24 protein-coding genes and 3 tRNA genes are annotated in these 24,213 nt (G+C 38.6%); 23 read left to right on the top strand and 4 right to left on the bottom strand.

Going from position 1 to position 24,213, the window contains the following annotated elements; translation table 11 throughout:
- The first annotated feature begins 14 nt into the window (after positions 1-14).
- The 10 genes from DAHG_RS08375 (at position 15) to DAHG_RS08330 (ending at position 9,439) form a co-directional block, all read left to right on the top strand.
- Complete coding sequence (locus DAHG_RS08375) at positions 15-482, top strand: PTS sugar transporter subunit IIA (RefSeq protein ID WP_022937893.1); 468 nt, start codon at positions 15-17, stop codon at positions 480-482.
- 67 nt (positions 483-549) lie between these two features.
- Complete coding sequence (locus DAHG_RS08370) at positions 550-828, top strand: PTS sugar transporter subunit IIB (RefSeq protein ID WP_022937892.1); 279 nt, start codon at positions 550-552, stop codon at positions 826-828.
- A gap of 16 nt (positions 829-844) precedes the next feature.
- A complete protein-coding gene (locus DAHG_RS08365) occupies positions 845-2,251 on the top strand; it encodes a PTS transporter subunit IIC (protein ID WP_022937891.1) in 1,407 nt (468 codons plus the stop codon).
- A gap of 16 nt (positions 2,252-2,267) precedes the next feature.
- Positions 2,268-3,095 carry a class II fructose-bisphosphate aldolase gene (locus DAHG_RS08360; RefSeq protein WP_022937890.1) on the top strand — a complete coding sequence of 276 codons (828 nt, stop codon included), beginning with the start codon at positions 2,268-2,270 and terminating at the stop codon, positions 3,093-3,095.
- A gap of 10 nt (positions 3,096-3,105) precedes the next feature.
- A complete protein-coding gene (locus DAHG_RS08355) occupies positions 3,106-3,834 on the top strand; it encodes a triose-phosphate isomerase (RefSeq protein WP_022937889.1) in 729 nt (242 codons plus the stop codon).
- The gene (locus tag DAHG_RS08350) at positions 3,831-4,331 is read left to right on the top strand and encodes a YjbQ family protein (protein ID WP_022937888.1); all 501 of its coding nucleotides are present in this window, start codon (positions 3,831-3,833) and stop codon (positions 4,329-4,331) included. Before DAHG_RS08355 ends, DAHG_RS08350 begins: the two co-directional genes overlap by 4 nt.
- 232 nt (positions 4,332-4,563) lie before the next feature.
- On the top strand, positions 4,564-5,127 hold the full coding sequence (ahpC, locus tag DAHG_RS08345) for an alkyl hydroperoxide reductase subunit C (protein WP_022937887.1): 564 nt from the start codon (positions 4,564-4,566) through the stop codon (positions 5,125-5,127).
- Between the two features lies 1 nt (position 5,128).
- Positions 5,129-6,739, top strand: a complete 1,611-nt coding sequence (locus DAHG_RS08340) for an FAD-dependent oxidoreductase (protein ID WP_022937886.1) — start codon at positions 5,129-5,131, stop codon at positions 6,737-6,739.
- A gap of 112 nt (positions 6,740-6,851) precedes the next feature.
- Positions 6,852-7,274, top strand: a complete 423-nt coding sequence (locus tag DAHG_RS20535) for a MarR family winged helix-turn-helix transcriptional regulator (RefSeq protein WP_022937885.1) — start codon at positions 6,852-6,854, stop codon at positions 7,272-7,274.
- Between the two features lie 269 nt (positions 7,275-7,543).
- A complete protein-coding gene (locus DAHG_RS08330) occupies positions 7,544-9,439 on the top strand; it encodes an FAD-dependent oxidoreductase (protein WP_022937884.1) in 1,896 nt (631 codons plus the stop codon).
- A gap of 93 nt (positions 9,440-9,532) precedes the next feature.
- Here the strand turns inward: DAHG_RS08330 and DAHG_RS08325 are convergent, their stop codons facing one another.
- Entirely contained in the window at positions 9,533-10,408 is an 876-nt protein-coding gene (locus DAHG_RS08325) for an MBL fold metallo-hydrolase (protein WP_022937883.1), read from the bottom strand.
- A 293-nt stretch (positions 10,409-10,701) separates the two neighbouring features.
- Here DAHG_RS08325 and brnQ point away from each other — a divergent pair, with 293 nt between their 5' ends.
- The 4 genes from brnQ (at position 10,702) to DAHG_RS08305 (ending at position 15,030) form a co-directional block, all read left to right on the top strand.
- The gene (gene brnQ, locus DAHG_RS08320) at positions 10,702-12,012 is read left to right on the top strand and encodes a branched-chain amino acid transport system II carrier protein (RefSeq protein WP_022937882.1); all 1,311 of its coding nucleotides are present in this window, start codon (positions 10,702-10,704) and stop codon (positions 12,010-12,012) included.
- A 370-nt stretch (positions 12,013-12,382) separates the two neighbouring features.
- Positions 12,383-13,372, top strand: coding sequence for an asparaginase (locus DAHG_RS08315; RefSeq protein ID WP_022937881.1), 990 nt, complete (start codon positions 12,383-12,385; stop codon positions 13,370-13,372).
- A gap of 89 nt (positions 13,373-13,461) precedes the next feature.
- Complete coding sequence (locus DAHG_RS08310; RefSeq protein ID WP_022937880.1) at positions 13,462-14,826, top strand: MATE family efflux transporter; 1,365 nt, start codon at positions 13,462-13,464, stop codon at positions 14,824-14,826.
- 128 nt (positions 14,827-14,954) lie between these two features.
- Positions 14,955-15,030, top strand: a tRNA-Glu gene (locus DAHG_RS08305).
- 2 nt (positions 15,031-15,032) lie between these two features.
- On the opposite strand, the gene DAHG_RS20530 is transcribed toward DAHG_RS08305, so the two are convergent.
- The gene (locus DAHG_RS20530; RefSeq protein WP_022937879.1) at positions 15,033-15,410 is read right to left on the bottom strand and encodes a tyrosine-type recombinase/integrase; all 378 of its coding nucleotides are present in this window, start codon (positions 15,408-15,410) and stop codon (positions 15,033-15,035) included.
- Between the two features lie 692 nt (positions 15,411-16,102).
- Here DAHG_RS20530 and DAHG_RS21390 point away from each other — a divergent pair.
- The 5 genes from DAHG_RS21390 to DAHG_RS08265 all read left to right on the top strand — a co-directional run bounded on the left by DAHG_RS21390 (position 16,103) and on the right by DAHG_RS08265 (position 19,326).
- Positions 16,103-16,285 carry a hypothetical protein gene (locus tag DAHG_RS21390; RefSeq protein WP_022937877.1) on the top strand — a complete coding sequence of 61 codons (183 nt, stop codon included), beginning with the start codon at positions 16,103-16,105 and terminating at the stop codon, positions 16,283-16,285.
- A 116-nt stretch (positions 16,286-16,401) separates the two neighbouring features.
- A complete protein-coding gene (locus tag DAHG_RS08285; RefSeq protein WP_022937876.1) occupies positions 16,402-16,614 on the top strand; it encodes a hypothetical protein in 213 nt (70 codons plus the stop codon).
- 206 nt (positions 16,615-16,820) lie between these two features.
- Complete coding sequence (locus tag DAHG_RS08275; RefSeq protein ID WP_022937874.1) at positions 16,821-17,000, top strand: hypothetical protein; 180 nt, start codon at positions 16,821-16,823, stop codon at positions 16,998-17,000.
- Between the two features lie 362 nt (positions 17,001-17,362).
- The gene (locus tag DAHG_RS08270; RefSeq protein ID WP_022937873.1) at positions 17,363-18,199 is read left to right on the top strand and encodes an LptM family lipoprotein; all 837 of its coding nucleotides are present in this window, start codon (positions 17,363-17,365) and stop codon (positions 18,197-18,199) included.
- Between the two features lie 38 nt (positions 18,200-18,237).
- A complete protein-coding gene (locus DAHG_RS08265) occupies positions 18,238-19,326 on the top strand; it encodes an N-acetylmuramoyl-L-alanine amidase family protein (RefSeq protein WP_022937872.1) in 1,089 nt (362 codons plus the stop codon).
- 46 nt (positions 19,327-19,372) lie between these two features.
- On the opposite strand, the gene DAHG_RS08260 is transcribed toward DAHG_RS08265, so the two are convergent.
- Complete coding sequence (locus tag DAHG_RS08260; RefSeq protein ID WP_022937871.1) at positions 19,373-19,585, bottom strand: helix-turn-helix domain-containing protein; 213 nt, start codon at positions 19,583-19,585, stop codon at positions 19,373-19,375.
- 104 nt (positions 19,586-19,689) lie between these two features.
- On the opposite strand from DAHG_RS08260, the gene DAHG_RS08255 reads away from it, so the two are divergent.
- Entirely contained in the window at positions 19,690-19,911 is a 222-nt protein-coding gene (locus DAHG_RS08255; RefSeq protein WP_022937870.1) for a hypothetical protein, read from the top strand.
- Between the two features lie 259 nt (positions 19,912-20,170).
- Here DAHG_RS08255 and DAHG_RS08250 read toward each other — a convergent pair whose 3' ends face one another.
- Positions 20,171-21,394 (bottom strand): helix-turn-helix domain-containing protein, encoded by a 1,224-nt coding sequence (locus tag DAHG_RS08250; protein WP_022937869.1) that lies wholly within the window; start codon positions 21,392-21,394, stop codon positions 20,171-20,173.
- 96 nt (positions 21,395-21,490) lie between these two features.
- On the opposite strand from DAHG_RS08250, the gene DAHG_RS08245 reads away from it, so the two are divergent.
- The 3 genes from DAHG_RS08245 (at position 21,491) to DAHG_RS08235 (ending at position 23,685) form a co-directional block, all read left to right on the top strand.
- Positions 21,491-23,398, top strand: coding sequence for an FAD-binding protein (locus DAHG_RS08245; protein WP_022937868.1), 1,908 nt, complete (start codon positions 21,491-21,493; stop codon positions 23,396-23,398).
- Between the two features lie 131 nt (positions 23,399-23,529).
- Positions 23,530-23,605, top strand: a tRNA-Asn gene (locus DAHG_RS08240).
- A gap of 4 nt (positions 23,606-23,609) precedes the next feature.
- Positions 23,610-23,685 (top strand) — tRNA-Glu (locus tag DAHG_RS08235).
- The last annotated feature ends 528 nt before the right edge of the window (positions 23,686-24,213 follow it).

Genomic DNA, 24,213 nt, shown 5'->3' with positions numbered 1-24,213 from the left:
TTAGGAGAATGAGAATGGTACATATCAGTGAATTAATTGAAAATGGCAAGGTTTACTTTTGTGATTTCACAAGCAGAGATGATTTATATGCGTATTTGGCAGATGATTTATATGCTCAAGATTATGTGCAGGATACCTTTCTGTCAGCCTTGAAAGAGCGGGAAGCAACATTTCCAACGGGGATAATCGCCACCTGTTACAACATCGCTCTGCCGCATGTCGATGCAGTGCATGTGAAGAAAAACGCTTTAATCATCGCTGTATTAAACCATCCGATCAATTATGTGCGGATGGATAAGCTTGATGAGCAGATCCATGTAAAGGTTGTATTTATGCTGCTGATCAAAGATATATCAGTGCATACTCAAGCCATTTCCAGTTTGGCAAAGCTCTGGTTCAATCAGACATTCATGAATGCTGTCTTGTCTGTGAAAAGTAAGGAGGAATTAGTGGCTTTGGTTAAGCAGGCTGAAGCTGAGTAGTTTTATCCGGCAGTTTATTTTTAGGCTTTTATGATTGAAAAATAAAAAAAGAAAGGAGGCAGTGAATATGAAGACTGTAATTATAGCATGTGGAAGCGGCATTGCTACTTCGACGATGATTTCCATGCGGATCGATGAATTATTAAATGATCATAATATTTCTCATGAAATTATTCAATGCAGCATTAATGAGATTGACAGCTATGAAGACCGCGGCGATGTTATTGTCAGTTCCACTCAGTTACAAAATGAATATTCGATTCCGTCGGTCATGGGTATTGGGTTTATTTCCGGCATAGGGGCAGAAGAAGCGGCAAGTAAACTGTTAGAAATCTTAAATAAATAAAAGGAGGTAGGATTCTATGGAATTTCTAAGTACATTTTTCAGTACGATTTCTGGCTTAGGCAAATATTTGATGGTTCCGTTAATGGTTGCATTGATCGGTATTGCCTTCAAGTGTAATGTTAATAAAGCGGTTAAGGGTGGTATAACTGTTGGTATTGGTTTATTTGGCTTAGATTTAGCCTTGTCTATTGTCTCAAATTATCTGGGGCCGGTGGCAACTGGACTGGTCGGTAAAGCTAATTTGAATCTTGATGTCATTGATGTAGGCTGGACCGCTTTATCGGGAATTGCCTATGGCACAGAAATTGGTGCTTTCATCATTCCGCTTATGCTGGCGTTTAATTTAATTATGTTAGCTGTCGGAGCGACGAAAACAATGGATATCGATATCTGGAATTTCTGGCATTATGCGTTAACTGGTTCATTGATTTATGTCATTACGAATAATTTATTCTTTGGTTTACTGGCAGCGCTGGCGCATGCGGCTGTTATCTTCTTAATTGCGGATCGAACAGCAAAACGCGTTCAGGAGGTTATCGGTATTCCGGGTATTTCAATTCCGCACGGCGGCTGTCTTGGGCAATGGATCGTCGGTTTTATTCTTGAGCCTTTATATAATTTACTCGGCAAAGGGAAAACGGGTGAAGAAAAAACGATCAGTCAGACAAATGCTAAGAAGCTGCAGGATAATCCGGTATTAAAGGTCATAAAAGATCCAATTTATCTGGGATTTATCTTGGGTACCGTGATTGCGTTTATCGGCGGTCAGGATGCGAAAACATCTTTTACGACAGGAATGGCAATGGCGGCTTTATTATATTTAACACCGCGGATGGTGAAGATTTTAATGGAAGGCTTGGTACCGATTTCTCAGGCATGCAGTAAGATTATGGCTGAGAAGAATAAGAGCGGTGAATTATATATTGGTATGGATAATGCGGTTGGTTTAGGACATACAACCGTAATGCTGATTTCAGTAATAGCGATTCCAGTCTGTGTCGCGTTATGTGCAATCGTGCCTGGCAATCGAATCATTCCTATCGCTTCCTTGGCGGCCTGTGGTTACAATTGTTCCATGCTGAATGTTGTGCATCGCGGCAAGGTTGGCAGAACCTTGTTATCCTGTACGATATTTTTAGCCTTAACCTTAGTGATTGCTTCCATCATGGCACCGAAAATCACGGAGGTTGCCTTATCCAGCGGTTATACGTGGAGTCAGAGTGAGTATACGCTGATTTCAGCTATATCAGGTACCTTATGGTCAACCTTCCCGCTGTTCCTGCTGTTTAATATCAATTCTACGATAGGGGCAGTCTGCTGTTTAGCAATTATCATCGCTTGTGTTGTTTTACAAAAGATCTATTTCAAGAAGAAAATGCAGTCAGCAGCTGAGCTTGCCAAGGCTGAAAAACAGGATCATTAGGAAAGAAGGGTAAGAAATGCTGGTAAATACAAAAGCTATGCTGATGGCGGCTAATGACAGTAATTATGCAATCCCTTCACCGGATTATTGCAACATGAATATGGCAAGAGCGTATGTTGAAGCTGCGCAATCTGTCGGCAGACCGGTAATTTTAGCTTATAGTGAAGCGATGCAGTCGGTACTCTCTTTGGAGGATGCGTATTTTATCGGCCGCTATTATGCTGAAAAAGCTGATGTGGAAGTAGCTTTGCATATTGATCATGGCAAATCTATTGAATTTGTGAAGCAAGCAATCGATTTAGGATTTACGTCTGTTATGATTGATGCCTCTGCCGATACGCTTGCTGAGAATATCAGAAAAACCAAGATTATCGTTGATTATGCACATCCGCGTAATGTGAGTGTAGAGGCAGAAATCGGCCATGTGGGAGCGGGAATCAATTATGAAGAAGAAAAAGGGGATGCTTCTGTCTATACTGAAGCGGCTGATCTGGTTGAGTTTGTAAATGCGACCGGCATTGATTCAGTTGCTGTTTCCATCGGTACCGCTCATGGCTTCTATAAGGGAACACCCAAGATTAATTTTGACCGCTTGGCTGAACTGAAAGCCGCGGTATCGATCCCATTAGTGCTGCATGGCGGCTCCTCAACCGGTGATGAAAACTTACGGCGATGCGCTGAATCAGGCATCAGCAAGATTAATATTTTCACGGATTTCTGCACAGCCGGCGCGCAGGCAATTAATCAGGAGCATGCAGATAATTATAAGCAGATGATGAGTACCGCCGATAAGGCGATCAAGGCTGTTCTTGAACATTATTATCACGTCTTTAACTGTGATTAGGAGGTTGTAAATGAAACATAAAAAACAGATTAAAACACCTACTTTGGGAGTAAATGCAAAAGCTTATATGTGGGGAGAGGAATTGCTGACAATTGCGAAATATTGCGAAAAGATTGCGGTTGATCATGATGTAACAGTGACATTGAATGTACCTATCGTTGATATCTACCGCATTGCGCAGGCGGCCCCCCATGTAATCATCAATGCTCAGTTCATGGACCCAATTGAACCTGGCGGTACGATGGGCGGCGTGCTTGCTGAGGCGTTGGCACAGGCTGGCGCTGATGGTGTGATTCTCAATCATGCATCCGCCAAACCGATAACCTTAAGTCAATTAATCAAATCCATCGAGCTGGCTAAAAAAGCAGGACTGTATACCTTTGTGTGTGCTGACTCGGTTGAGGAGGCATTAATTATCGCATCACTGCATCCAACCGGCATTATCTGCGAACAATCAAAACTGATCGGCACCGGTATAGTGGCCTCTGAAGATTATCTATTAGCGACAACGAAAGCCATTAAGGACTATGATGCCAATATCATGGTCTTACAGGGAGCCGGCATTAAAAATGGCGAGGATATTTATCATAATATCAAATATGGCTCGGAATCAGGCGGCGGCGCTTCAGGTATTTTCTGCAGTGATGATCCGCTGGCAAAAATTGATGATTTTTTAGCCGGCATTCTTAAAGCCAGAAAAGATTTTGGCTCAAGAATCGTACAGGATGATGAAGCATGATAAAAATAAATTATATTGAGCTTGAAACCCGTTATCCTAAAATATATTTCTTTAATATTACCGATGAAATAAAAGCGCGGATTGCTGAATCAGGAATTTCTAATGGCACTGTTACAGTTCAGTCGCTGCATACGACATGCGCAATATTCTTTGAAGAATATGTACATGATGAAGATCCGAATGGCACCGATTATCTGCAGCTGGATCTGAACCGCTGTTTAAGAAAAATATTTCCCGATGAGGTTGCATTTAATGACAACTATTATTATCCTGGACCTAAGCATATGAATCGTGAAGGCCGTCCGCACTTTGATTTTCAAGGCATTAGTCTAAATGGGCCTGCGCATTTAAAATCTACAATGATTGGCGCAAGTCAAACCTTTGTAATCGATCAAGGTGTTTTGCAAAGCGGCCCCTTTGGTTCCATCTGGTTTGTTGATTTTGATACGACACGGCCAAGAAAAAGGAAATGTGTTCTCTGTATTAACGGTGAATGAAAACTAAGTAGAATCTCTTTGAGAAAAGTCTTTGACATCAGTCAGAGATTTTTTCTTTTAACCCAGAGCATTAAAGTTGCGTGATGCCGACAGCCATGGTATCCTGTATGCAGTTAGTTAAGACTAACTAATGAATAATAGCATAAAGTTGAAGCATGCTAATAAGGGTGCTTTGATTCATGAGGTTTATGCTTCATATTCATAGACTATACGACAATGGAGGATATAAAATATGTCATTAATCGGTAAAACAATTGAAGATTTTAAAGTTCAGGCTTATGTAAATAATGAATTTAAAGAAGTAAGTAAAGAAGATGTATTAGGTAAATGGAGTGTTTTCTTCTTCTATCCAGCGGATTTCACATTCGTATGTCCAACTGAATTAGAAGATCTAGCCAACAAATATGAAGAATTCAAAGCAATTAATTGTGAAATTTATTCAGTAAGCTGTGATTCACACTTTGTACACAAAGCATGGCATGATGCTTCTAAGACAATTCAAAAGATTCAGTATCCAATGCTTGCGGACCCAACAGCTCTCTTAGCAAAGAATTTTGAGGTTTATATCGAAGCTGACGGTATGGCGGAAAGAGGCAGCTTTATCGTTAATCCAGACGGAAAGATCGTAGCTTATGAGGTAATTGCCGGTAATGTTGGCCGTAACGCTGATGAGTTATTCAGACGTGTTCAGGCTTCTCAGTTTGTTCATGAACACGGTGATCAGGTATGTCCGGCTAAGTGGCAGCCAGGTGCTGATACATTAAAACCATCTTTAGATCTGGTAGGTATTATCTAATATGAATAAAGCCTACGATGCTATCGTCGTTGGCGGCGGGCCGGCTGGTTTATCGGCGGCAATTTATCTGGCGCGTGCCAAGTTCAGTGTATTGGTATTGGAAAAAGAAAAATTCGGCGGGCAAATAACGATTACTTCAGAAGTGGTTAACTATCCGGGGGTAATTAAAACCGACGGAAAAAAACTGACAGCGGAAATGCGGGAACAGGCGAGTCTGTTTGGCGCCGAATTCCTGCTGGCTGAGGTTGAAGAATTACAGCTTGAGGATGAAATCAAAACCGTTAAAACAGACAAAGGTAATTTTCAATGCGCAGGCATCGTTTTGGCAACCGGCTCAAGTCCGCGCAAGCTTGGTTTTAAAGGTGAAAAAGAGTTTCAGGGACGCGGAGTCGCCTATTGTGCTACATGCGACGGCGAGTTCTTCACCGGTTCGGAGGTCTTTGTCATCGGCGGCGGCTTTGCGGCAGCTGAGGAAGCCATTTTCCTTACTAAATATGCTCGTCATGTAAATATCATTGTGCGTGAACCAGATTTCACATGCGCCAAGACGATCGCTGATAAAGCACGTGCCAATGAGCATATCACGGTTTATACCAACACTGAAATCATTGAGGCCAGCGGTGAAGGCTCTTTAAAGAAGGCTGTCTTTATCAACAATGAAACTAAAGAAACGTGGACTTATGAAGCAAAAGCAAATGAAAGCTTCGGTATCTTTGTTTTTGCCGGCTATGAACCGGCCAATGCCTTATTTAAGGATCAGGTTAAGCTTAATGAAGTTGGTAATGTCATCACTGATATGAACCGCAAAACTTCCCTGGATGGTGTTTATGCGGCGGGTGATATCTGTGAAAAAAATCTGCGTCAGGTGGTAACGGCAGTGAGTGATGGCGCCATCGCTGCTACCTCACTGGAACGGGTGATTGAGGCAGTGGTGGAAAAGCATGGCTTGAAAACTGAAAAACTGAAAGTAAAAGCAAATACATCGGCAGATAATGTTGAAGCAGCATCCGCAGACAGCTTTATCAGCAGTGATATGACTGCCCAGCTCAAAACACTTTACCAAAAGCTGGATAAAGATGTATGGATCAGCTGTTATGCTGATGAGAGTAAGTTTGGGTTGGAGATGAGTAATTTCATCGATGAATTTGCTCAGACAAGCCCCCATATCAAGGTGACTAAGCAGCCGCTTGATGCCGCACATTCACAGCCTTGCTTTGTGTTCTGTGATGCTGATAAACAACCGCTCGGCTTGATCTATCATGCGGTTCCCGGCGGCCATGAGTTCACATCCTTTGCACTGGCAGTCTATAATGCCGCAGGCCCAAAACAGCCGCTTGATGAAAGTCTCTTAGAAGCCATTCACAAAATGACAGCTAAACAGAACATCAAAGTAATGGTATCCTTATCCTGTACGATGTGTCCGGAAGTAGTCCAATCTGCCCAGCGAATCGCACTGGAAAATCATCATGTTGATACGGAAATCTATGATCTCGCGCAATTCCCTGAATTAAAAGAGAAATATAAAATCATGAGTGTTCCGTGTATGGTAATCAATGATGAAAAGGTACATTTTGGTAAGAAATCATTAAAAGATATACTTGAATTACTGTAAAGGGGTATGGGTCCTTGGGCCTAACCCTTTTTTCTTATCAAATAGGCTGAGCGGATTGTAATGCAAAACGGAACTGATTGTGATAAAATGCTGGTATAAGGAAGTGATGCTGATGTATACCACAATACAGCCTGATCTGCTGATTGGCTTTTCCGATGTTGTACGCCGTTTTTATACATATTATGAAAAGGAAATTGACGCATTAAAAATTAAAGAAACACATGCGAAAATTATCCATCTGATTGCGGATCATGAGGGTATTACCCAACAGGAGATTGCCAATGTTTCCATGATGAAACGTTCAACTACCTCAGAAATTATTACTGAAATGGTCAAAGCAGGGCTTGTTGAGCGCCGTGGAGATGCCAGTGATAAACGTGTGGCCCGCATCTATCTGAGTGCTAAGGGCAGCGAAACCGCGGCAGCTATTAAAACATATTTTGATGAATACTGCGCTCGCTGTTATAAGAATTTCAGTGAAGAAGAGATTGAGGTTTTTCAGAAGCTGATAACGAAATTTAATTATAAAAACTAACAAGACTGCATTCAGGACATTGAGTGCAGTCTTGCTTTATACAATGCGCTTTGTTAGTATCAACGTTTTTCATAATACCATGCCATTTTGTAAGATGAATGATAATACAAGTATGTTCACATCACTTCAACTTATATGTGTATTAATTATAATGTTCGTATATCATACTAAAATGTGAAAAATATATCAAAATTTTATTGACATTTTAATGTGAAATTGTTAAATTATTAGTGTATTTGTTCGGTAACAGAACAAAAATGGAGGGACATATGAAGAATAAATCATGGAAAGTGTTGACGGCGCTTTCACTTTCAATCTTCATGGTTATGAGCGGATGTACTGCCAATAATGACAAACCATCTGATCAGCCTGAAGGTAAGATTACGGCTGGTGAATATACAGCAGCGGCAGCCGGTTACGGCGGTGATGTAACAGTAACCTTAACGATTGATGAAAATGGAAAGATTACTGACGGCAAGGTAAATGCCACAACTGAAACCGATAAAATCGGTCAAGTAGCCGCACCAGAAGTTATGCAGGCAATCATTGACGGTAATACGGTTGAAGTAGAAACAGTATCCGGTGCGACAATGACAAGCAAAGCTATCATTGAAGCCAGTAAGGATTGTTTGAAACAAGCCGGTGTCGGTGTTGAAGAAAAAGAAGTTGTAAAGGCGGATGATGAAGAAATCACTGTCGATGTAGTAGTAGTTGGTGCTGGTTTATCTGGTTTATCAGCTTCCGGAGCGGCTTTAAAAGAAGGCGCTAATGTATTGTGTGTTGAAAAGACAAGCAATGTCGGCGGTATCAGTAAATTCTTCTCTGGCGGGCCTTTTGCGGTAGAAAGTCACCTGCAGAAAGAAGCTGGCGGGGAATATGCAGCTATTACGACAGAAGAGTTATTCCAAACTTTAAATGATTACAGTCATTTTATTAATTACGCACCATTAACAAAAGAAATTATTGAAACAAGTGCGGATACGATTGAATTCTTAGAGAGCTATGGCTTGACTTTCCATGTCAATCCAGAAGCACCGCAGCTGGCTCATCAGGCAGATGGTCTGAGATGGCGGATCTATCACTGGTTTGATACTTTCTCTTATGCACCTACAGATATTTCCGCAAGTGATGTATTAAGAGATAACATGGTAGCGGCTGGTCTTGATTTAAGAATGAATACTACATGTGATGAATTAATCATCGAAGACGGTGTTGTTAAGGGCATTATCGCTACTAAAGAAGATGGCAGTAAATTAATTGTACATGCTGATTCAGTAGTGCTGGGCACTGGTGGTTTTGCCGGCAATGCTGATATGATGAGTGAATATTATCATACGCCATACATCTCTACATGGGGTGAAACAGGCAGCGGTGTACAGATGGCATGGAATGCCGGTGCTGCAAAATGGGATATTCAATCTTCACTGCTGCATGGTTCAGGTATTGTAGCTGCGACTAATCCAACAGAAGTAAGTTTAGCTTCTTCACCATTTAATCAGATTGTACGTTCACCATTATTATGGATTGACCGTTCAGGTAACCGTTTTGGTAATGAAGAAGCTGTTTATGATACAGCGTATACATCAAATCTTGGTTATTCAGTGGGTGGTATCTATTATATCGTTGTCGATACTGCAACTTTAAATGCTTATACAGAAGGCAAACATTTAGTGACTGACCCAGCAGTTGGCGGCGCTAATTTTGATCCGGCTGATTTTGTGGAATTAGCTGAAGAAGGTGTTAAGCAAGGAAATGTATTTAAGGGTGAGACTTTAGAAGAACTGGCAAAAAATACCGGTATGGATCCTGAACGTTTTGCTGCTAATATTGAAGAATACAATGCCGCATGCGCTTCTAAAGCGGATCCATTCGGCAAGAGTGCTGAAAATCTGGTTTATCCGGTAAGTGACGGTCCTTTCTATGCTGTTAAGATGCAGATCAGTAATTTAGGTACATTAGGCGGTGTACGCGTTAATGAAAAATTACAGGCAGTTAATATTGATCTTGAACCTGTTAAGGGATTATATGTAGTTGGTAATGATGCTGGCGGTTTCTATGGCAATATTACATCTTATCCTTCATATGAAGGTTTGGCAACTGGATTTGCCTTGAATTCAGGTAAATTAGGCGGTATGAATGCTGCTAAAGAAGCATTAGCTAAATAAGTTTAATAAGCTGAGCAATGGCTCATACAATAAAAAGGAAGCTTTAATTCATTGCAATGATTATAAGGCTTCCTTTTTTCTATGTGATGATGGTTATTCGTATACATCAAGATCCTTGCCCATAGCGAGAGCACCGTCGTATATTTCTCTGATCTCCTGTTCAATGAGTTTGTCGCGTTCCTGCATTTTAACCGTGATATCCTCATGGTTATCCTGTATGTTCATATGATAAATGCGATGATAAGTAATTAATAATTTGACATGGGCAGCCTGCGCAATTTTTGCCAGCGCATAGGAAGAAGTATGCATCGAAGCATGGTATTTCTGCCACGCGGGTGTCCGCTGCGCAAGACCGGCGGCATAATATACTTCATGAAGCAGGATATCACAGTTCTTAGCTTTTTGTATCATAAGGTCTAACGGACAAGTATCACCGCTGATGACAATCGTTTTATCTGGAGTAATGATTTTATATGCATAGCAAGGCCATTCACCATGACTGACCGCAAAGGCTTCTATCTTGACCGTGTCATTCTGAAAGACAATACCGGCTTCAATCTCATGAATGATTGGCTGGCATGCCTTCGCATCTGCTTGTTCAAAGCCATGAATACGCAGCTCAATATCAGCCTGATAAGCCAGCATCAGATGTTCAACCATCGCTTTAATTCCTTTAGGACCATAAATATGCAGCGGCTCATGACGTTCAAGTACCCAGGGTGTCAGGATCAGATCATTTAAGCCAAGCGTGTGATCAGAATGCAGATGGGTGATGAATACATACTTCAAACGATCCATGCTTAATGCATCAATTCCCTGATGATATGCTTTCGCAGCCTGTCTGACAATGCCTGGACCGCAGTCAAAAAGATAGCTGTCCTCACCGTAAGTAATGGCTGAGGCGGGGCCAGATGCGTTAGGGCATGCATTGGGTGTTCCGCAGCCTAATAGAACTAATTGAGTTTTCATACAATTCCTCATTTCTTTTGGTATTATCATAGCATATTCATCATAAATTTAAAGAAAATCTGATGGATTTACATCCTTGTCAGCATACATAAAATTATGATTTGTAGTGAATAGGAATATTTTTATGCTATAATGATTAATAAAGCGGAGGACGTATGGCATGAGTCATGAACTACATAAAAATTTATCGATAATATCTTATAAGCATGCGGTCAGCGTCTGTTATCCTTTTCTTGTGCGAGTCTGCCTCTAAGCTGGATTGAATTAATATAATTAAAGAGAGGGAGACGATTATGAAAAAATTGAGTTTATCACAAATTGCAGGATTATCCTGTATGATTTTTGCTATCTTTTTTGGTGCTGGAAATATGATATTCCCACCAGCTATGGCTCAGCTTGCGGGCAGCAGTACGCCGATTGCCCTTTTAGGTTTTGTTTTAAGCGATGTAGGGATTGCGGTAGCAGGTGTTATGGCTGTCGTTATCGCCGGAACTTCAATGAATGAGCTGGCCTCAAGGGTTTCAAAGAAATTCTCATTGTTTCTGTCTTTTGCTGTGTATTTATGTATTGGTCCGCTCTTTGCACTGCCAAGATGCGGTTCGGTATCCTTTGAAATTGGTCTGCTGCCTTACATAAACAATCAGCCGATGCTATTTTCAGTATTGTTTACTGCAGTATTCTTTGGCCTGACCTTTCTTTTAAGTATTCGACCAGGTAAAATTGTAGATATTGTCGGTAAAGTGCTGACACCGATTCTGCTGCTTACCATTCTGGCATTATTCATCGCGGCGTTAATGAATCCGCTGGGCGGTGTAGGCATGCCGCGGGGTGAGTATCTGGAGATTCCGCTGTTTAAGGGTATCATTGAGGGGTATCTGGCATTAGACGGTTTTGCTGGTTTAGTGTTTGCCATTCTTGTTTATCAGGCATTGAAGCAGTTTCAGATTACTGATCACAAAACCATGGTGAAATCGGCATTCCTATGCAGCTGTCTGGCAGGCCTGCTGCTGATTCTTGTTTATGCGGCATTGGCGCTGATCGGTCTGCAAACATCATCAATGGATTTATTTGCCAATGGCGGCGCTTTACTGAGCTATGCTTCACGTACTTTATTTGGTGGTTTAGGCGGATTTATTCTTGGCGCTGCGGTGGTTTTGGCTTGTCTTACTACATCCATCGGTTTATCCACCTCTTTCGCTGATTTTATTTGTTCGCATTTCCCTAAGCTGGCTTACCGCTGGGTATTGGCTGGTGTATGCTTATTTTCCTTTGTGATTTCTAATGTGGGTTTAAGCATGCTGATTAAAATTGTGCTGCCGGTACTGATTGTTTTATATCCGATCGTAGTTGTGCTGATTGTGGTTTCATTGCTTGATCCATGGCTGAAGGATCACAATCGAATCATGCTGTGCGGTATGCTTTTTGTATTTCCGTTCTCTTTGCTTGATGGCTTAAAAAATGCTGGAATCCTGCTTCCGGGCATCAGTGCATGGGCATCATCATTGCCTTTGTTTAATCTTGGTCTGGGTTGGCTGATACCGGCCATAATAGGTTGTGTGATCGGTTATTTTGTGCGGTCTGAAAAGCCGGCAGTTGGCAAATAAAAAAATAAGGAGAGTCATAAATAACTTCATCCTTATGATTATAGATAAAACAGTCATGCTTATATTTGGCAATATCAATGCCGATAAAGTATGTCATGATGACATCTTCTTATAAATGGAACTATTGATAATATTCATATCGTGTTCAGTTCAAATAAACATGTTATTTATAAATCATCAAGGTGTTAATCAACAAATCAGAAAAGAACTGTGGCAGGATGCTCCTTTTAACCGTTAAGCTTTAAATTTATAGAAACTTATTCACAGTGTAAAATAAATATATCAGATGGCCGTAAGATATACTTATTATAGTTCGGTCTAGGAAGGAAAAATCAATATAGACGATTCCTATATTGATGATTTGAGGTTTATGAAAAAATTATTATTGATTACTACGGGCGGTACCATCGCATCCGCTAAAGGTGAGGAAGGACTAGAGCCTGAACTGACCAGCTCACAATTGCTTGATTTCCTGCCGCCGCAATCCGATATTAGTATCGACTGCATTGACCTGATGAAGATTGATAGTTCTAATATGCAGCCGGAGGAATGGCAGGTGATAGCCAGAGAAATTGCCCGCCATGTTGATGAGGTTGACGGCATCGTGCTGACGCACGGAACAGATACGATGGCTTATACCGCTTCTTCTTTAAGCTTTATGCTGCGCAATCTGCCAATTCCCGTCGTATTGACAGGATCTCAGCTGCCTTTATCACATCCGTTAAGCGATGGATATGATAATATCCGCTGTGCGATTGCGATGGCTGCCAGTGATAGCTGTGGTGTGTTTGTAGCTTTTAATCGTAAAATAATTCTTGGTTCACGTTCTGTTAAGGTACGAACGATGGGCTTTGACGCATTTGAAAGTGTTAATTGTGAACCTGTAGGCTGTGTTGATGCCCGTGGCTTAACGATTCATCGTGAACTGCTGCCTAAGCGTACTGGCGATTTTAAGCTGGAGGCAGATTTATGCAGTGAAGTGATTCTGATTAAATTGACACCTGGCTTTAATCCTGATTTTTTTGATTTGCTTGTATCAATGCGTTATAAGGGCATTGTCATTGAAGCCTTTGGTGCCGGCGGGCTGCATTTTATCCGCCGTGATTTAATTGCTAAGCTGCAGCTATTGGTAGATCATGGCATCAGTGTTGTGGTATGTTCTCAATGCTTGTATGAGCGAAGTGATTTTTCTATCTATCAGACAGGTCAGAAGGTGCTGAAGCAAGGTGTGATTCAAGGCTTTGACATGACCAGTGAAGCAGCGGTTACAAAACTGATGTGGGCGCTTGGTAAAACCTTAGATCCGCAGGTGGTGAAGGCTATTTTTGAGGTGAATTATGTAGGTGAAGTAAGTCTTTAAAAAGTGTTAGCGTTATCATCTGATTTGATTATTTACATTTAGTGAAATTGCTGTATCATAAACATGTTTAATGCGAAGGGGACTTGTTTATGCTGTCAGAAAAATATGATTCACGTAAAGTTTTTATGATGTCGGTGCCGATTTTTATCGAGCTTTTGCTGCAGATGCTGGTTGGCAATGTCGATCAGATCATGCTGTCGCAGTTTTCTCAAAATTCAGTGGCAGCAATCGGTAATGGCAATCAGATAATGAATTTGATTATCATTGTTTTAAATATGACAAGTGTCGGCATTACGATCATGATTTCGCAATATATTGGTGCTAAGGATGAGCATAAGGTTTCTGAAGTATGTAATGTGTCTCTGGCTATCATGGGCTTTTTCAGTGTTGCGCTCACGGTTGTATTGTTTCTGTTTTATAAGCCGGTCTTCCAGCTGCTTTCAATACCGGAAAAAATTTTCAATGAAGCGGCTTCTTATCTTTTGATTGTCGGCAGCTTTATTTTAGTACAGGGATTGTATCTGACGTTTTCAGCAATTTTGCGCAGTTATGCACTGATGAAGCAAGTTATGACTATATCGGTGGTGATGAATGTGCTGAATATCATCGGCAATGCGATGCTGATCAATGGCTATTTCTTTTTCCCAAGACTAGGCATCGTAGGGGCGGCGATTTCAACCAATTTCAGTAAGCTGATCGGTTTGGTGTTGGTATTCATGCTCTTTCGTTTCAGAGGCTATGCTGAGCTGAAGCTGTCTTATTTGAAGCCTTTTCCTGTTGAAACATGTAAAAAGCTGCTGTATATATCACTGCCTTCAGGTGCGGAGGCATTGTCATATAATTTGTCACAGACGATCATCATGAAATTTATTAATATGATGGGTACGGCAGTGATTGCGACAAAGGTGTATTGCAGCATGATGGCGAATGTAGCCTATATTTATTCAATGGCGATTGCTCAGGCTACCCAAATTATCATTGGTTACTTAGTAGGTGCCGGGCGGCTGAATGAGGTTGGCCGCAAAGTATGGAACTGTGTATTTATATCGATTGCAGTATCGGTTGGCTTAACGGGCATTATTTATTTTAATTCTGATTTGATTTTTGGCATCTTTACGAATGATCCGCAAATTCTCGCATTGGCGAAACAAATTGTTTTTGTGGAGTTTGCCTTGGAGGTGGGCCGGTCAGTGAACATTGCAATGACCCGCACGTTAGTCGCGACCTATGATGTGAATGTGCCAGTTATTGCCGGCGTGTTGTCAGCATGGGGAATTGCTGTCGGAGTGGGTTATCTGTTAGGTGTGCAGTGGGGCTGGGGATTGGTTGGCATCTGGATTGCGATGGCAGCCGATGAGTTGATTCGAGCCGGTGTGTTTATTCTGCGTTTCATCAGCGGAGTGTGGAGGCAAAAGGTAAGCCGGGCATTGCCGCAGACGGCTGAAAGTAAATGAATCTAATGGTTGTTTTACTATGTAAACACTTGATTTGTTCAGGAAAGTAAGCTTAAATTTAAAAAAAGTATTGACGGCATCTATGGGTATTTGCTATAATCTAAAAGCACTGCTGATACTGCAGTTCTGGCTCGTTGGAGAAACGGTTAACTCACTTGCCTTTCACGCAAGCATTCACGGGTTCGAATCCCGTACGAGTCACCAAATTATAAATAAACGCCTATTACAAGGCGTTTTTTTATGCTTAGTGCTATCAATGTCCAATTTGTGTCCAGTTTTTCGTTATTTTTAATAATTGAATCCAGGTAGTTGACACAAACTGTACGCTGATCAGGAAACATGTGCGTGTAAGTATTAAGGGTTTCTGGCACATCAGAATGACCTAGTCTTGATGATATAAGTTTGATGTTCATGTTGCCATTAATTAAAAGTGAAGCATGAGAATGTCGAAAACCATATATAGTGATGTATTTGAGACCAGCTGCCAACATAGCATCATCAGCCCTTCTTCGTAAGATTGAATGGGATAAAGGTGTTGGAAAAATGAACCATGTTTCTTCAAATCCCTCCTTCTTTTTTTTCATGCTCAAGGAGTTCATTCATTGATATGATGAGGTTGTGAGGTAAAACGATTTCTCTTTTAGAGGTATTTGTTTTTACAGACTTTATTAAGTAACTGGCTGTCTTAGTTTTCTTGGTAAGTGATTTATTGATAATGATTGTACTTCTGGTAAAATCTTACCAAGTTACAGCAAGCATTTCACCGCAGCGCAACCTGTATAATAAAGTTTCGATAGATATACATATTTAAAATATCAGAATATTGAAGAAGCATCAGTGCAGCTAGCTACGCAAAAAATTAGCAAAGATAGATATTGAGACATATGAAACGGATTATGAATTTTCTATTGAATTGATTAAGCACAAGCTTCTGGAAAGATTGGATTGGCTTGAGAAAAGCATTTATGATAATATGGATATGCAAAGCAGTATAGATCAATTGGAAATAATTTACGAATTATTAGAAAGTTTGTATGGAGGTGGTAATTATGTATAATTATAATGAATTAATCAACAGATACAATTAAATAGATTCTTCAACTTCTCAGGAGGAAATTAAGAAACTGATGCAGGACATGGAAAAATTTGTGAGTGAAGATCATCCTAGAGAGGAAAAAGTTAAATTTGCAGGGCCTCTTGGTCTTCTTGAATCATTAGGCTTCCTTATAGATGAGTGAAGCTATAAATATATTAGAAAAATTAGGGAAATGTTAAAATGAATAGATTTGATGAAATCTATGATAGATTTCTGCATGTGGATAAGATGAGCTTAGAAGAAGTAAAAAAGTTAATGAAAGATCTCAAAGAATATCATTTATCAAATCCTGATTCCTCGGAGTTTTTACATGATTGGAATCCATTGATGATGATCCATGTAGTAGCTCATTATCTTAACTAATGTCAGAAATTTGTTAACTATGATAGCTCAAAGGCATATGAGTAAGTACAGAAATAAAAAAGGGAAAATGTGATGACATTCAAAACTATGATGATTTAATAAAAAGAAATGAAGACTTGTGGATAAGGCTTAAAGATGACTCTGCATCCAAAGCAGTTACCAAAAAAGAAATACAAAAACTAGTTCAGGATATGGTTGAATTTGTTGAAGAAGATCATCCTGCTAATGAGATAGCAATGTTTTATCCATTAGGGTGTATCGAGAACTTGGGCTTTTTATTAGATGATTCGAATCCTGAAAAATCTCATAAATTCAGTGATGATGAATAGACTTTGTATTATAATCCGATCGACGGATTGCGTTAACAAGGAACGAAATTGAATTGCCTGCAGGGCACGCGGATGAATACTGGTTAATAGAACATAATGTAGCTAAAGGAAAATTTGCAAATAAATCTAGTATTGATATACTAGATTTAGAATCGAACGGGATATTAAAAGATGTTTATGAGGAATATAAAAGGATGGTGGGATAAATGGGTAATGGTATTATGGAAACTTTAGTTAATGATCAAGAGATAGCTGAACTAAGGCATGAATATTTTGAGTTATATGGTAAGGGATGTCCGTATCATTGGGATACTTATGACAGTATTGAGCAATATCGTAAGTATTTGAAAGATAAAATCAAAGAAGCTAAAGAAAAAATGTTTTAGCACCTGTATAGGGTATTTTTCTTTACCTTGAAGGAAGATGAGGAGGTGTGTAATCACGCTTATGTAAAAACGATTGATAAAACGTATAATGACCATGAATTAAAATGCAGGATTCTCATTGAGGAGAGTACCTGCATTTTTTATTGCCGAAAAGAAAAAGAAAGGAGCATCTATATGGAACCACCAAGAAGGAAACTGCCGAAATCTATCAAATTATGATGTAGATGCACTGAATCAGAAAATCAAAGATCTAGTAGCAAATTGATAAAGAAAATGAGTAAATCAAAACCGTGGAGTCATTCGCCGTAACCTAGAAATATCCTGAAAAATCTCGTATACTTATACTAACAAGGTGAGATATTATGAAAAAAATACTAACAAGTTTCTTATTAATGGTAATGATAGTGGGATGTGTTCAGCAAGGCCCGACGGAGGCAGAGAAACCAGAAGAACCGCCGGTGGTTGAACAGCCTGAAAAGCCTGTGGAACAGGAGAAGCCGGAAGAAACTAAGTATGTTAAAAAAATTGATGAAAATAAGGATTGGGTTATTGTTGAAAAAACAGAAGTATTAGATTTATATTCAACAGAAGAAGAGAAAATATTTCGAAAAATGCTCTCTGATTTAGTATCTACGCATAGTGATGATTTTACGAATTGGTATAATACAATCTATACACCAAATCCTGAAATCACTTTATTTAGCATTAATATAGATAGTAAGGATGCAGATACAGTTAATAAATACATTAAAGAGCTATATGAAAGTAAGCAAACAGAAGTAGGTCATCAATACTTAAGCTATAAATGTTTTTTTAATGATAGCATACTTTCTATAGTAGTGAAGGAAGGGAGCTTCATTCCGGGATCAGATTGGAAAGGGAGCAAATTTGTCTATAACTTTGATATAACAAATGGAAATCTAATTTCTAACACAAATCTAATTGATCGTTATTCTTTAAGTATAGATGATATAAAGGATAAACTTCTAGATTTTTATGCTTCAAAGGGATCGACGGTTTCCTGCGATAAGGCGGAAACAGAGGAAGAGCAAAATTATTGTTTTACTGAACCAAATCATATCAAACAAGATAACTTAGAAAGATACGTATTGTTTGTTGAAAATAATGATTTATATTTCATGGGCTTTCTAAATAATCCATTATATTTTGGCAATAGTATTAAAATAAAAATAAGTTAAGAAGAGCACCGTTTGGTGCTTTTTTAGGAGGAATTTATATGCAAACAAGTTTATTTCCAACAAGAAGTGCAGCTGTGACTCAAACTGCTGGAATTGATCGTAATAATATAGCTTTAACTACATTTTCACATCAGGAAAATAGAGCGAATGATATTTGTCCTACAGACGGAAAATTCTACGCACCTTTTGATATGCACTGTGTAATGCATGAGAGTAAAATACATAGAGATGGATCAATTTCACCATATATGTCGGTATTTGTTTCAGATAATGTAGTTATGACTCCTGTAGGTAACCATAAGGTTACTTTTTTTTGTACACATGGCGGTAAAAAGATTGTAACTGACAAAGGAGTCGAGGTAAAGAAAGGAGCTTCCTTCAAACAAGGAGATCATTTTTATACACAAGGAAGAGAAGATGGTAAAGATAATGATGGTAATCTAATTGAATTTGGACCACATATACATATTGATGCGAGACTAGGCGATAATTTCATTGATATGGATCTAACAAAAATTAAACAAAACTATTATTTAGAGGGTGACTTACCAATTGAGGATATTTTCTATAATAATGGTACGAAGCTTGATTTTGAAAATTCAATATATGTTAGAAAATTTACACTAATTAATTCTGGTCAATGGAATGGTTGGATTGCAGATGGTTCAGAATGGTACTATTACGAAAACGGTGTAAAAGTATCGGGATGGAAACAAACTAGCGATGGTTGGTTCTATTTAGATCCTAATAAAGGTAATGCCATGTTGACAGGCTGGTTTACAGAAAAAGGATCAAGTTATTACTTTAATCCGAAGGATGGAGAAGCAGGGCATAAAGAGAATTATGTTGGGGGTGTAATGCTTACTGGATGGCAGTGGATTGATGATCACTGGTATTTGTTTGGTGATGGTGGTGTAATGCAGACAGGCTGGGTATGGAGCTCCGCTTGGCTAGGGTGGTATTTCTTATATACTTCTGGTGCTGAAGCAGGACAAATGGCTGTTTCAACATGGATTGATAAAGTCTATTATGTTGGCTCTGACGGGAAAATGTATAAAGACGGTATTTTCACTGTTGACGGTGTAAGATATTCTTTCGACAATAGTGGCGTTGCTACTAGACTTTAATATATAAAAATTGGCTTACTCTCTTAATTGAGGGTAAGCTGTTTTATTATTTAGATTTCGATAGTCCTAAAATATAGTCAGTGGATACTCCGTATAACTTGCTTAATGCAATCAAATGACGGATAGGCAATTCCGATGCGCCACGTTCATATCTAGCATACATGGTTTGTGATGTACCTAATTTCTCAGCAATTTGCTGTTGAGTATAATCATTATCTTCTCTCAATTCTCTAATAATTTGTATGTAATTTTTATTCATATTAATCACCTAACTCAATTTATCATGTGCTAAGTGATAACAAGTAAATCTAATAAATATATTTACTAAAATATAATAAATATATATACTAATGCTGAGAGGCGATGAATACGAAAAAAATCAAGAAATTTGAAGAGATAAATAAGGCAGCGAAGGTTAGAAGATTAAATAAAATTAAGAGAATTATGGATGTGCCCAATGACTATCATCAGCTATATAGCTTTTACAATAGGAATAATAAAAATGAAGAATTGTTATTCATAATGAGAAAAGTTTTACTTGAGCAAAAAGAATTGCCGGATGAAGTGAAACGACTTTTACTTTAACTAGTTTTTATGTCCAATTTATGTCCACTTTTAGTAAAAGACATATAAATTAATGGGTTATTATATACATAGATAATTGATTATATGCATTTTATAATTATATAAAAACATTAAAAAACACTATTGTTCGAATCCCGTACGAGTCACCAAATTATAAATAAACTTTTTGATAATCAAAAAGGATGATCCCACCGGAAAATTTGTTTCTGGTGGGATTTTTGTTATATATGAAATCGTATTTTTAAGCATCTAAATACCTTTACAAAATCATATCATTTTGTATAGCTTTACGGTATGCCAATGGTGTCATGTTCATTTCTTTTTTAAACACATCTGTAAAGTAACGCATATTTGTAAAACCAACAGCAGTCATGATCTCTTGGATATCCAAATCAGTTGCTAAAAGTGACCTTGCTTTATCAATTCTCAGCTTAGAAATATATTCGCTGATTGACATTGTTACCTCACGATTAAAATCTGTACTGAGGGAAGTTGGATTCACATTTGTATATTCAGAAATTATTTTTAAAGATACGTCTTGAGTATAGTTATCCATAATAAAACTAATCGCAAGCAATACGTTGTGTGAGAAGCGCTGACGATTCTGACAAGCTTCATAAATCAAAGTAAGCCGTGCTTTTAAGTCTTTGATATAAGCTTCCAAAGAATCATAATCCTTTTGACGTTTTTTAGAAGGAATATTTGTCAAATTATAGACTTTTTGAAACAGCTGAATCATCATTTCACAGAGAATGAATGCCGTATTAAAACATTCAGCACTCAAAGAGTAGCGTACCAATTCATTAAATATAACATCTACCTGATGCAGAATTTCTTCTAAGGATGCATTGCAGCATAAATATTTTAATTTACGGCAATTTTCATCAATTAAGGTTAATGCACATTCAACTGTAGTCTGGCTTACAAGCTCCTGAGTAATAACTTTTTCGTTGATGCCAAAGAAAACCAGCTGATTTAAACGGCGGGCTTCTTCATAAGCTAAATGAATTGATTCATAACCGCTGTAATTCACTGCCAACGAAGTTGCAATAGGAACATATCGGTCACGGTAATGGGCCTTGATTACGTTATCAATCTTTGTTGCAGCCGCAATTGGCGGACAAAGCGGTTGTCCCTTTTCACTAAATAAAACAGCGATTTTTTTAGAATTATCGACTTTGATCAGAAAACAATTCCCTTGATAATGATATTTTTCAAGTATATCATAAATGATTTCATATTCTTTTAATACTTTAGCTACATCATGGTCAAAGGAATCTGATTTAGTATAATTATTATATTTGCTGTCTACACCGGTAATGCAGAAATGGTAGTGATTGACATCAAAATTGATCTCTAATTCACAATTTTTGATGAAGCTTTCAATTAATAATTGATTATCATCCCATAGCCAATAATTCATCAGCATATTATGGGCAACAAAGTCAGTGCTGCGTTTTTGTATTAACTCATGTTTTTCCATGTTTCCAGTTTAGCATAAATTTTCTGAAAATAAAATATTTTGGCGTACTATGATAATATATTAGCATGATAAAATATGGACAGGAGGGATTTAAGAATGAAAAAGTTATTGAAATTAGCTTTAAGCAGCATGATGATCTGCACAGTTCTTGCCGGCTGTTCTAACACACAGACACCGGTTCAAAGTGACTACACTTACGCAGATACGATTGCATGGGATGCGCAGTATGATGTTGTTGTCGCAGGGTTTGGTGCCGCAGGTGCCGTAACAGCCAAGACAGCAGCTGAAGAAGGTGCTACTGTATTAATTGTAGAAAAGATGAGTGAAGGTGAATCTGGCGGTAATAGTAAATATGCCGGTCAGTTATTCGCAAACGGACATGGTGATGTTGAGAAAACATTAAATTATTACAAACAGCTTGCTGCTGATACGGATGTACCAGAATCAATGCTGAGAGTAATTGCTACAGGTGTAGCGAATATGGCTGATACATTAGCTAATGATTTTGGTGCTGACAGATCACAGTTTATGTCTTGGACAGGCTTGCCTGTAATTGGCAATATGTCACCGGAATATCCTGAATTTGAAGATTCAGACAATATTTCACTGGATACTATTCACCAAGGTGTCAGTGATGGTGAATTATATCGTTTATTAAAGAAGAATGTAACAGATCGTTCGGATAAAATTGATGTTTGGTTTGAAAGTCCAGCTGTTCAATTGATTCAGGACCCAGTCTCAAAAACTATCATTGGTGTGAAAGTTGAACGTGACGGTAAAACAATGAATGTTCGTGCCAATAATGGTGTTGTATTATGTACTGGTGGTTTTGAAGACAATGCCGAAATGGTAGAAACTTACTTAGGCTTAAGTAATTATGCGGTAATCGGTGCCTTGTATAATACAGGTGACGGCCTGCGTATGGCTCAAGAGGTTGGCGCTGACTTATGGCATATGCATGTATATGAAGGTGGTTTTGGTTTAGGCGGTACTTCATTTAAAGTTAATGAAGGTGAACGTGCTTCTCAGGTAGCTGTTCTGACACTGAATGATTTTAACCAAGGTTCACTGATTATGGTTGGTACTGACGGCGACCGTTATTTGAATGAATCAGAAGTTGTACGTCATGGTCATGTTTATAACAATGGTGTTTGGGAAAATCCACAATACCCAACTAAATCATGGGTTGTTTATGATCAGGCTAAGGCTGATGAGATTGCAGCTAATGAAAGCATGCCTGAGCAATTCAGAAATCAGGTCGTAAGTGCGGCTACAATCGAAGAATTGGCAGGTTTAATCGGTGCCAAAGCCGATCAATTGAAAGCTTCTATTGAAAATTTCTCTAATTATGCATCTACAGGTATTGATTTAGAACAAAACAGACCTGCGGATACAATGCGTGCTTTTGATGGCAAGGCTTATTATGCATTTGAAGTTCTGCCTGAGATTTTAAACACTCAGGGCGGACCTAAACGGAATGAAAATGCTGAAATTCTTGATGTGAACGGTAATCCAATTCCTCACTTATACAGTGCGGGTGAATTAGGCGGTATCACTTCTTCAATGTATCAGGGTGGTACAAACCTTGCAGAATGTATCACATTCGGACAGATTGCTGGTAAGAATGCAGCGGCCGCAAAAGAAGCATTGCCGGTTTATACACCAGCTGCTAAGGTAGAATCAACACCTACTGGTTTAGGTGATGTTACCGATCTCAAGAATGACGCACCGGAAATCGAAACAGCAGATAATGAATATATCGGCTCAGCCGAAGGTATGGGCGGCACACTGACGGTTAAAGTTACAATGGATGGCGACAAGATTGCTAAAGTTGAAATTGTCTCTCATTCAGAATCAGAAGGAATCAGTGATCCGGCAATTGAAGCTGTACCGGATGAAATCGTTGAAGCTCAGTCAACAGAAGTAGAAACAATCTCTGGCGCAACTGTAACCAGCAAGGCAATTATTGCTGCAGTTGAAGATGCGTTAGCAAAAATTAAATAAGTGAATTTAAACAGCCATTATAAAATGGCTGTTTGTCTTTATATTGGCAGAAATTGGTATCAAAAAAATGATAAAAATTTAAAAAAGTGCTTGCTAAATCAATATCCCTGTGGTATTATAATTAAGCACTTGCCTAAATAGCTCAGTAGGTAGAGCATTCGGCTGTTAACCGAACGGTCACAGGTTCGAGTCCTGTTTTAGGCGCCATTTTGGCTCGTTGGAGAAACGGTTAACTCACTTGCCTTTCACGCAAGCATTCACGGGTTCGAATCCCGTACGAGTCACCAAGTGTAAAACAAATCCAAGGATGATATCCATGGATTTTTTTATTATATAGGAAATTTTATTTTCATTGTGATTAAACGGAAAAATAACCAAAATGAAAAATATTAAAAAAGTACGATTAAAAATAGACAATGGAAAATTAATTGTGTTCCTTAACGGATTGATTTTATCAGAACTTAAATTCTAATATTATATATCAAACGAGAAGTGTCTCATAAAGTATACTTTATGAGACACTGTATTTAATCACATTATAAGGCTTTTTTTGATGTTTGTAAAACTAATTTTGCTGATTATTGTGCTTTTTAACCGGATTTTTACGTGTCTTACAAAGTATACTTTATAAGACGGCAGGTAAAAAAAGCAGTTTTACCGGCTTTTTCTAAAGGGGCGGAGCTGTTATTATTTTTAATATGATAATTTTTTATCAAAGCTGTGTTTTAAATCCTGAACAGGGTTGACTTTTTAAGATTTAACATCTATGATTTGCATATCGATAGAACTTAAATAATTATAACTATTTACATGTT

The organism is Dielma fastidiosa (assembly GCF_000313565.1).
Classification (GTDB): Bacteria; Bacillota_I; Bacilli_A; order Erysipelotrichales; family Erysipelotrichaceae; genus Dielma; species Dielma fastidiosa.
The sequence above is the reverse complement of the archived record's forward strand: the minus strand, read 5'-3'. Positions and strand labels throughout refer to the sequence as shown.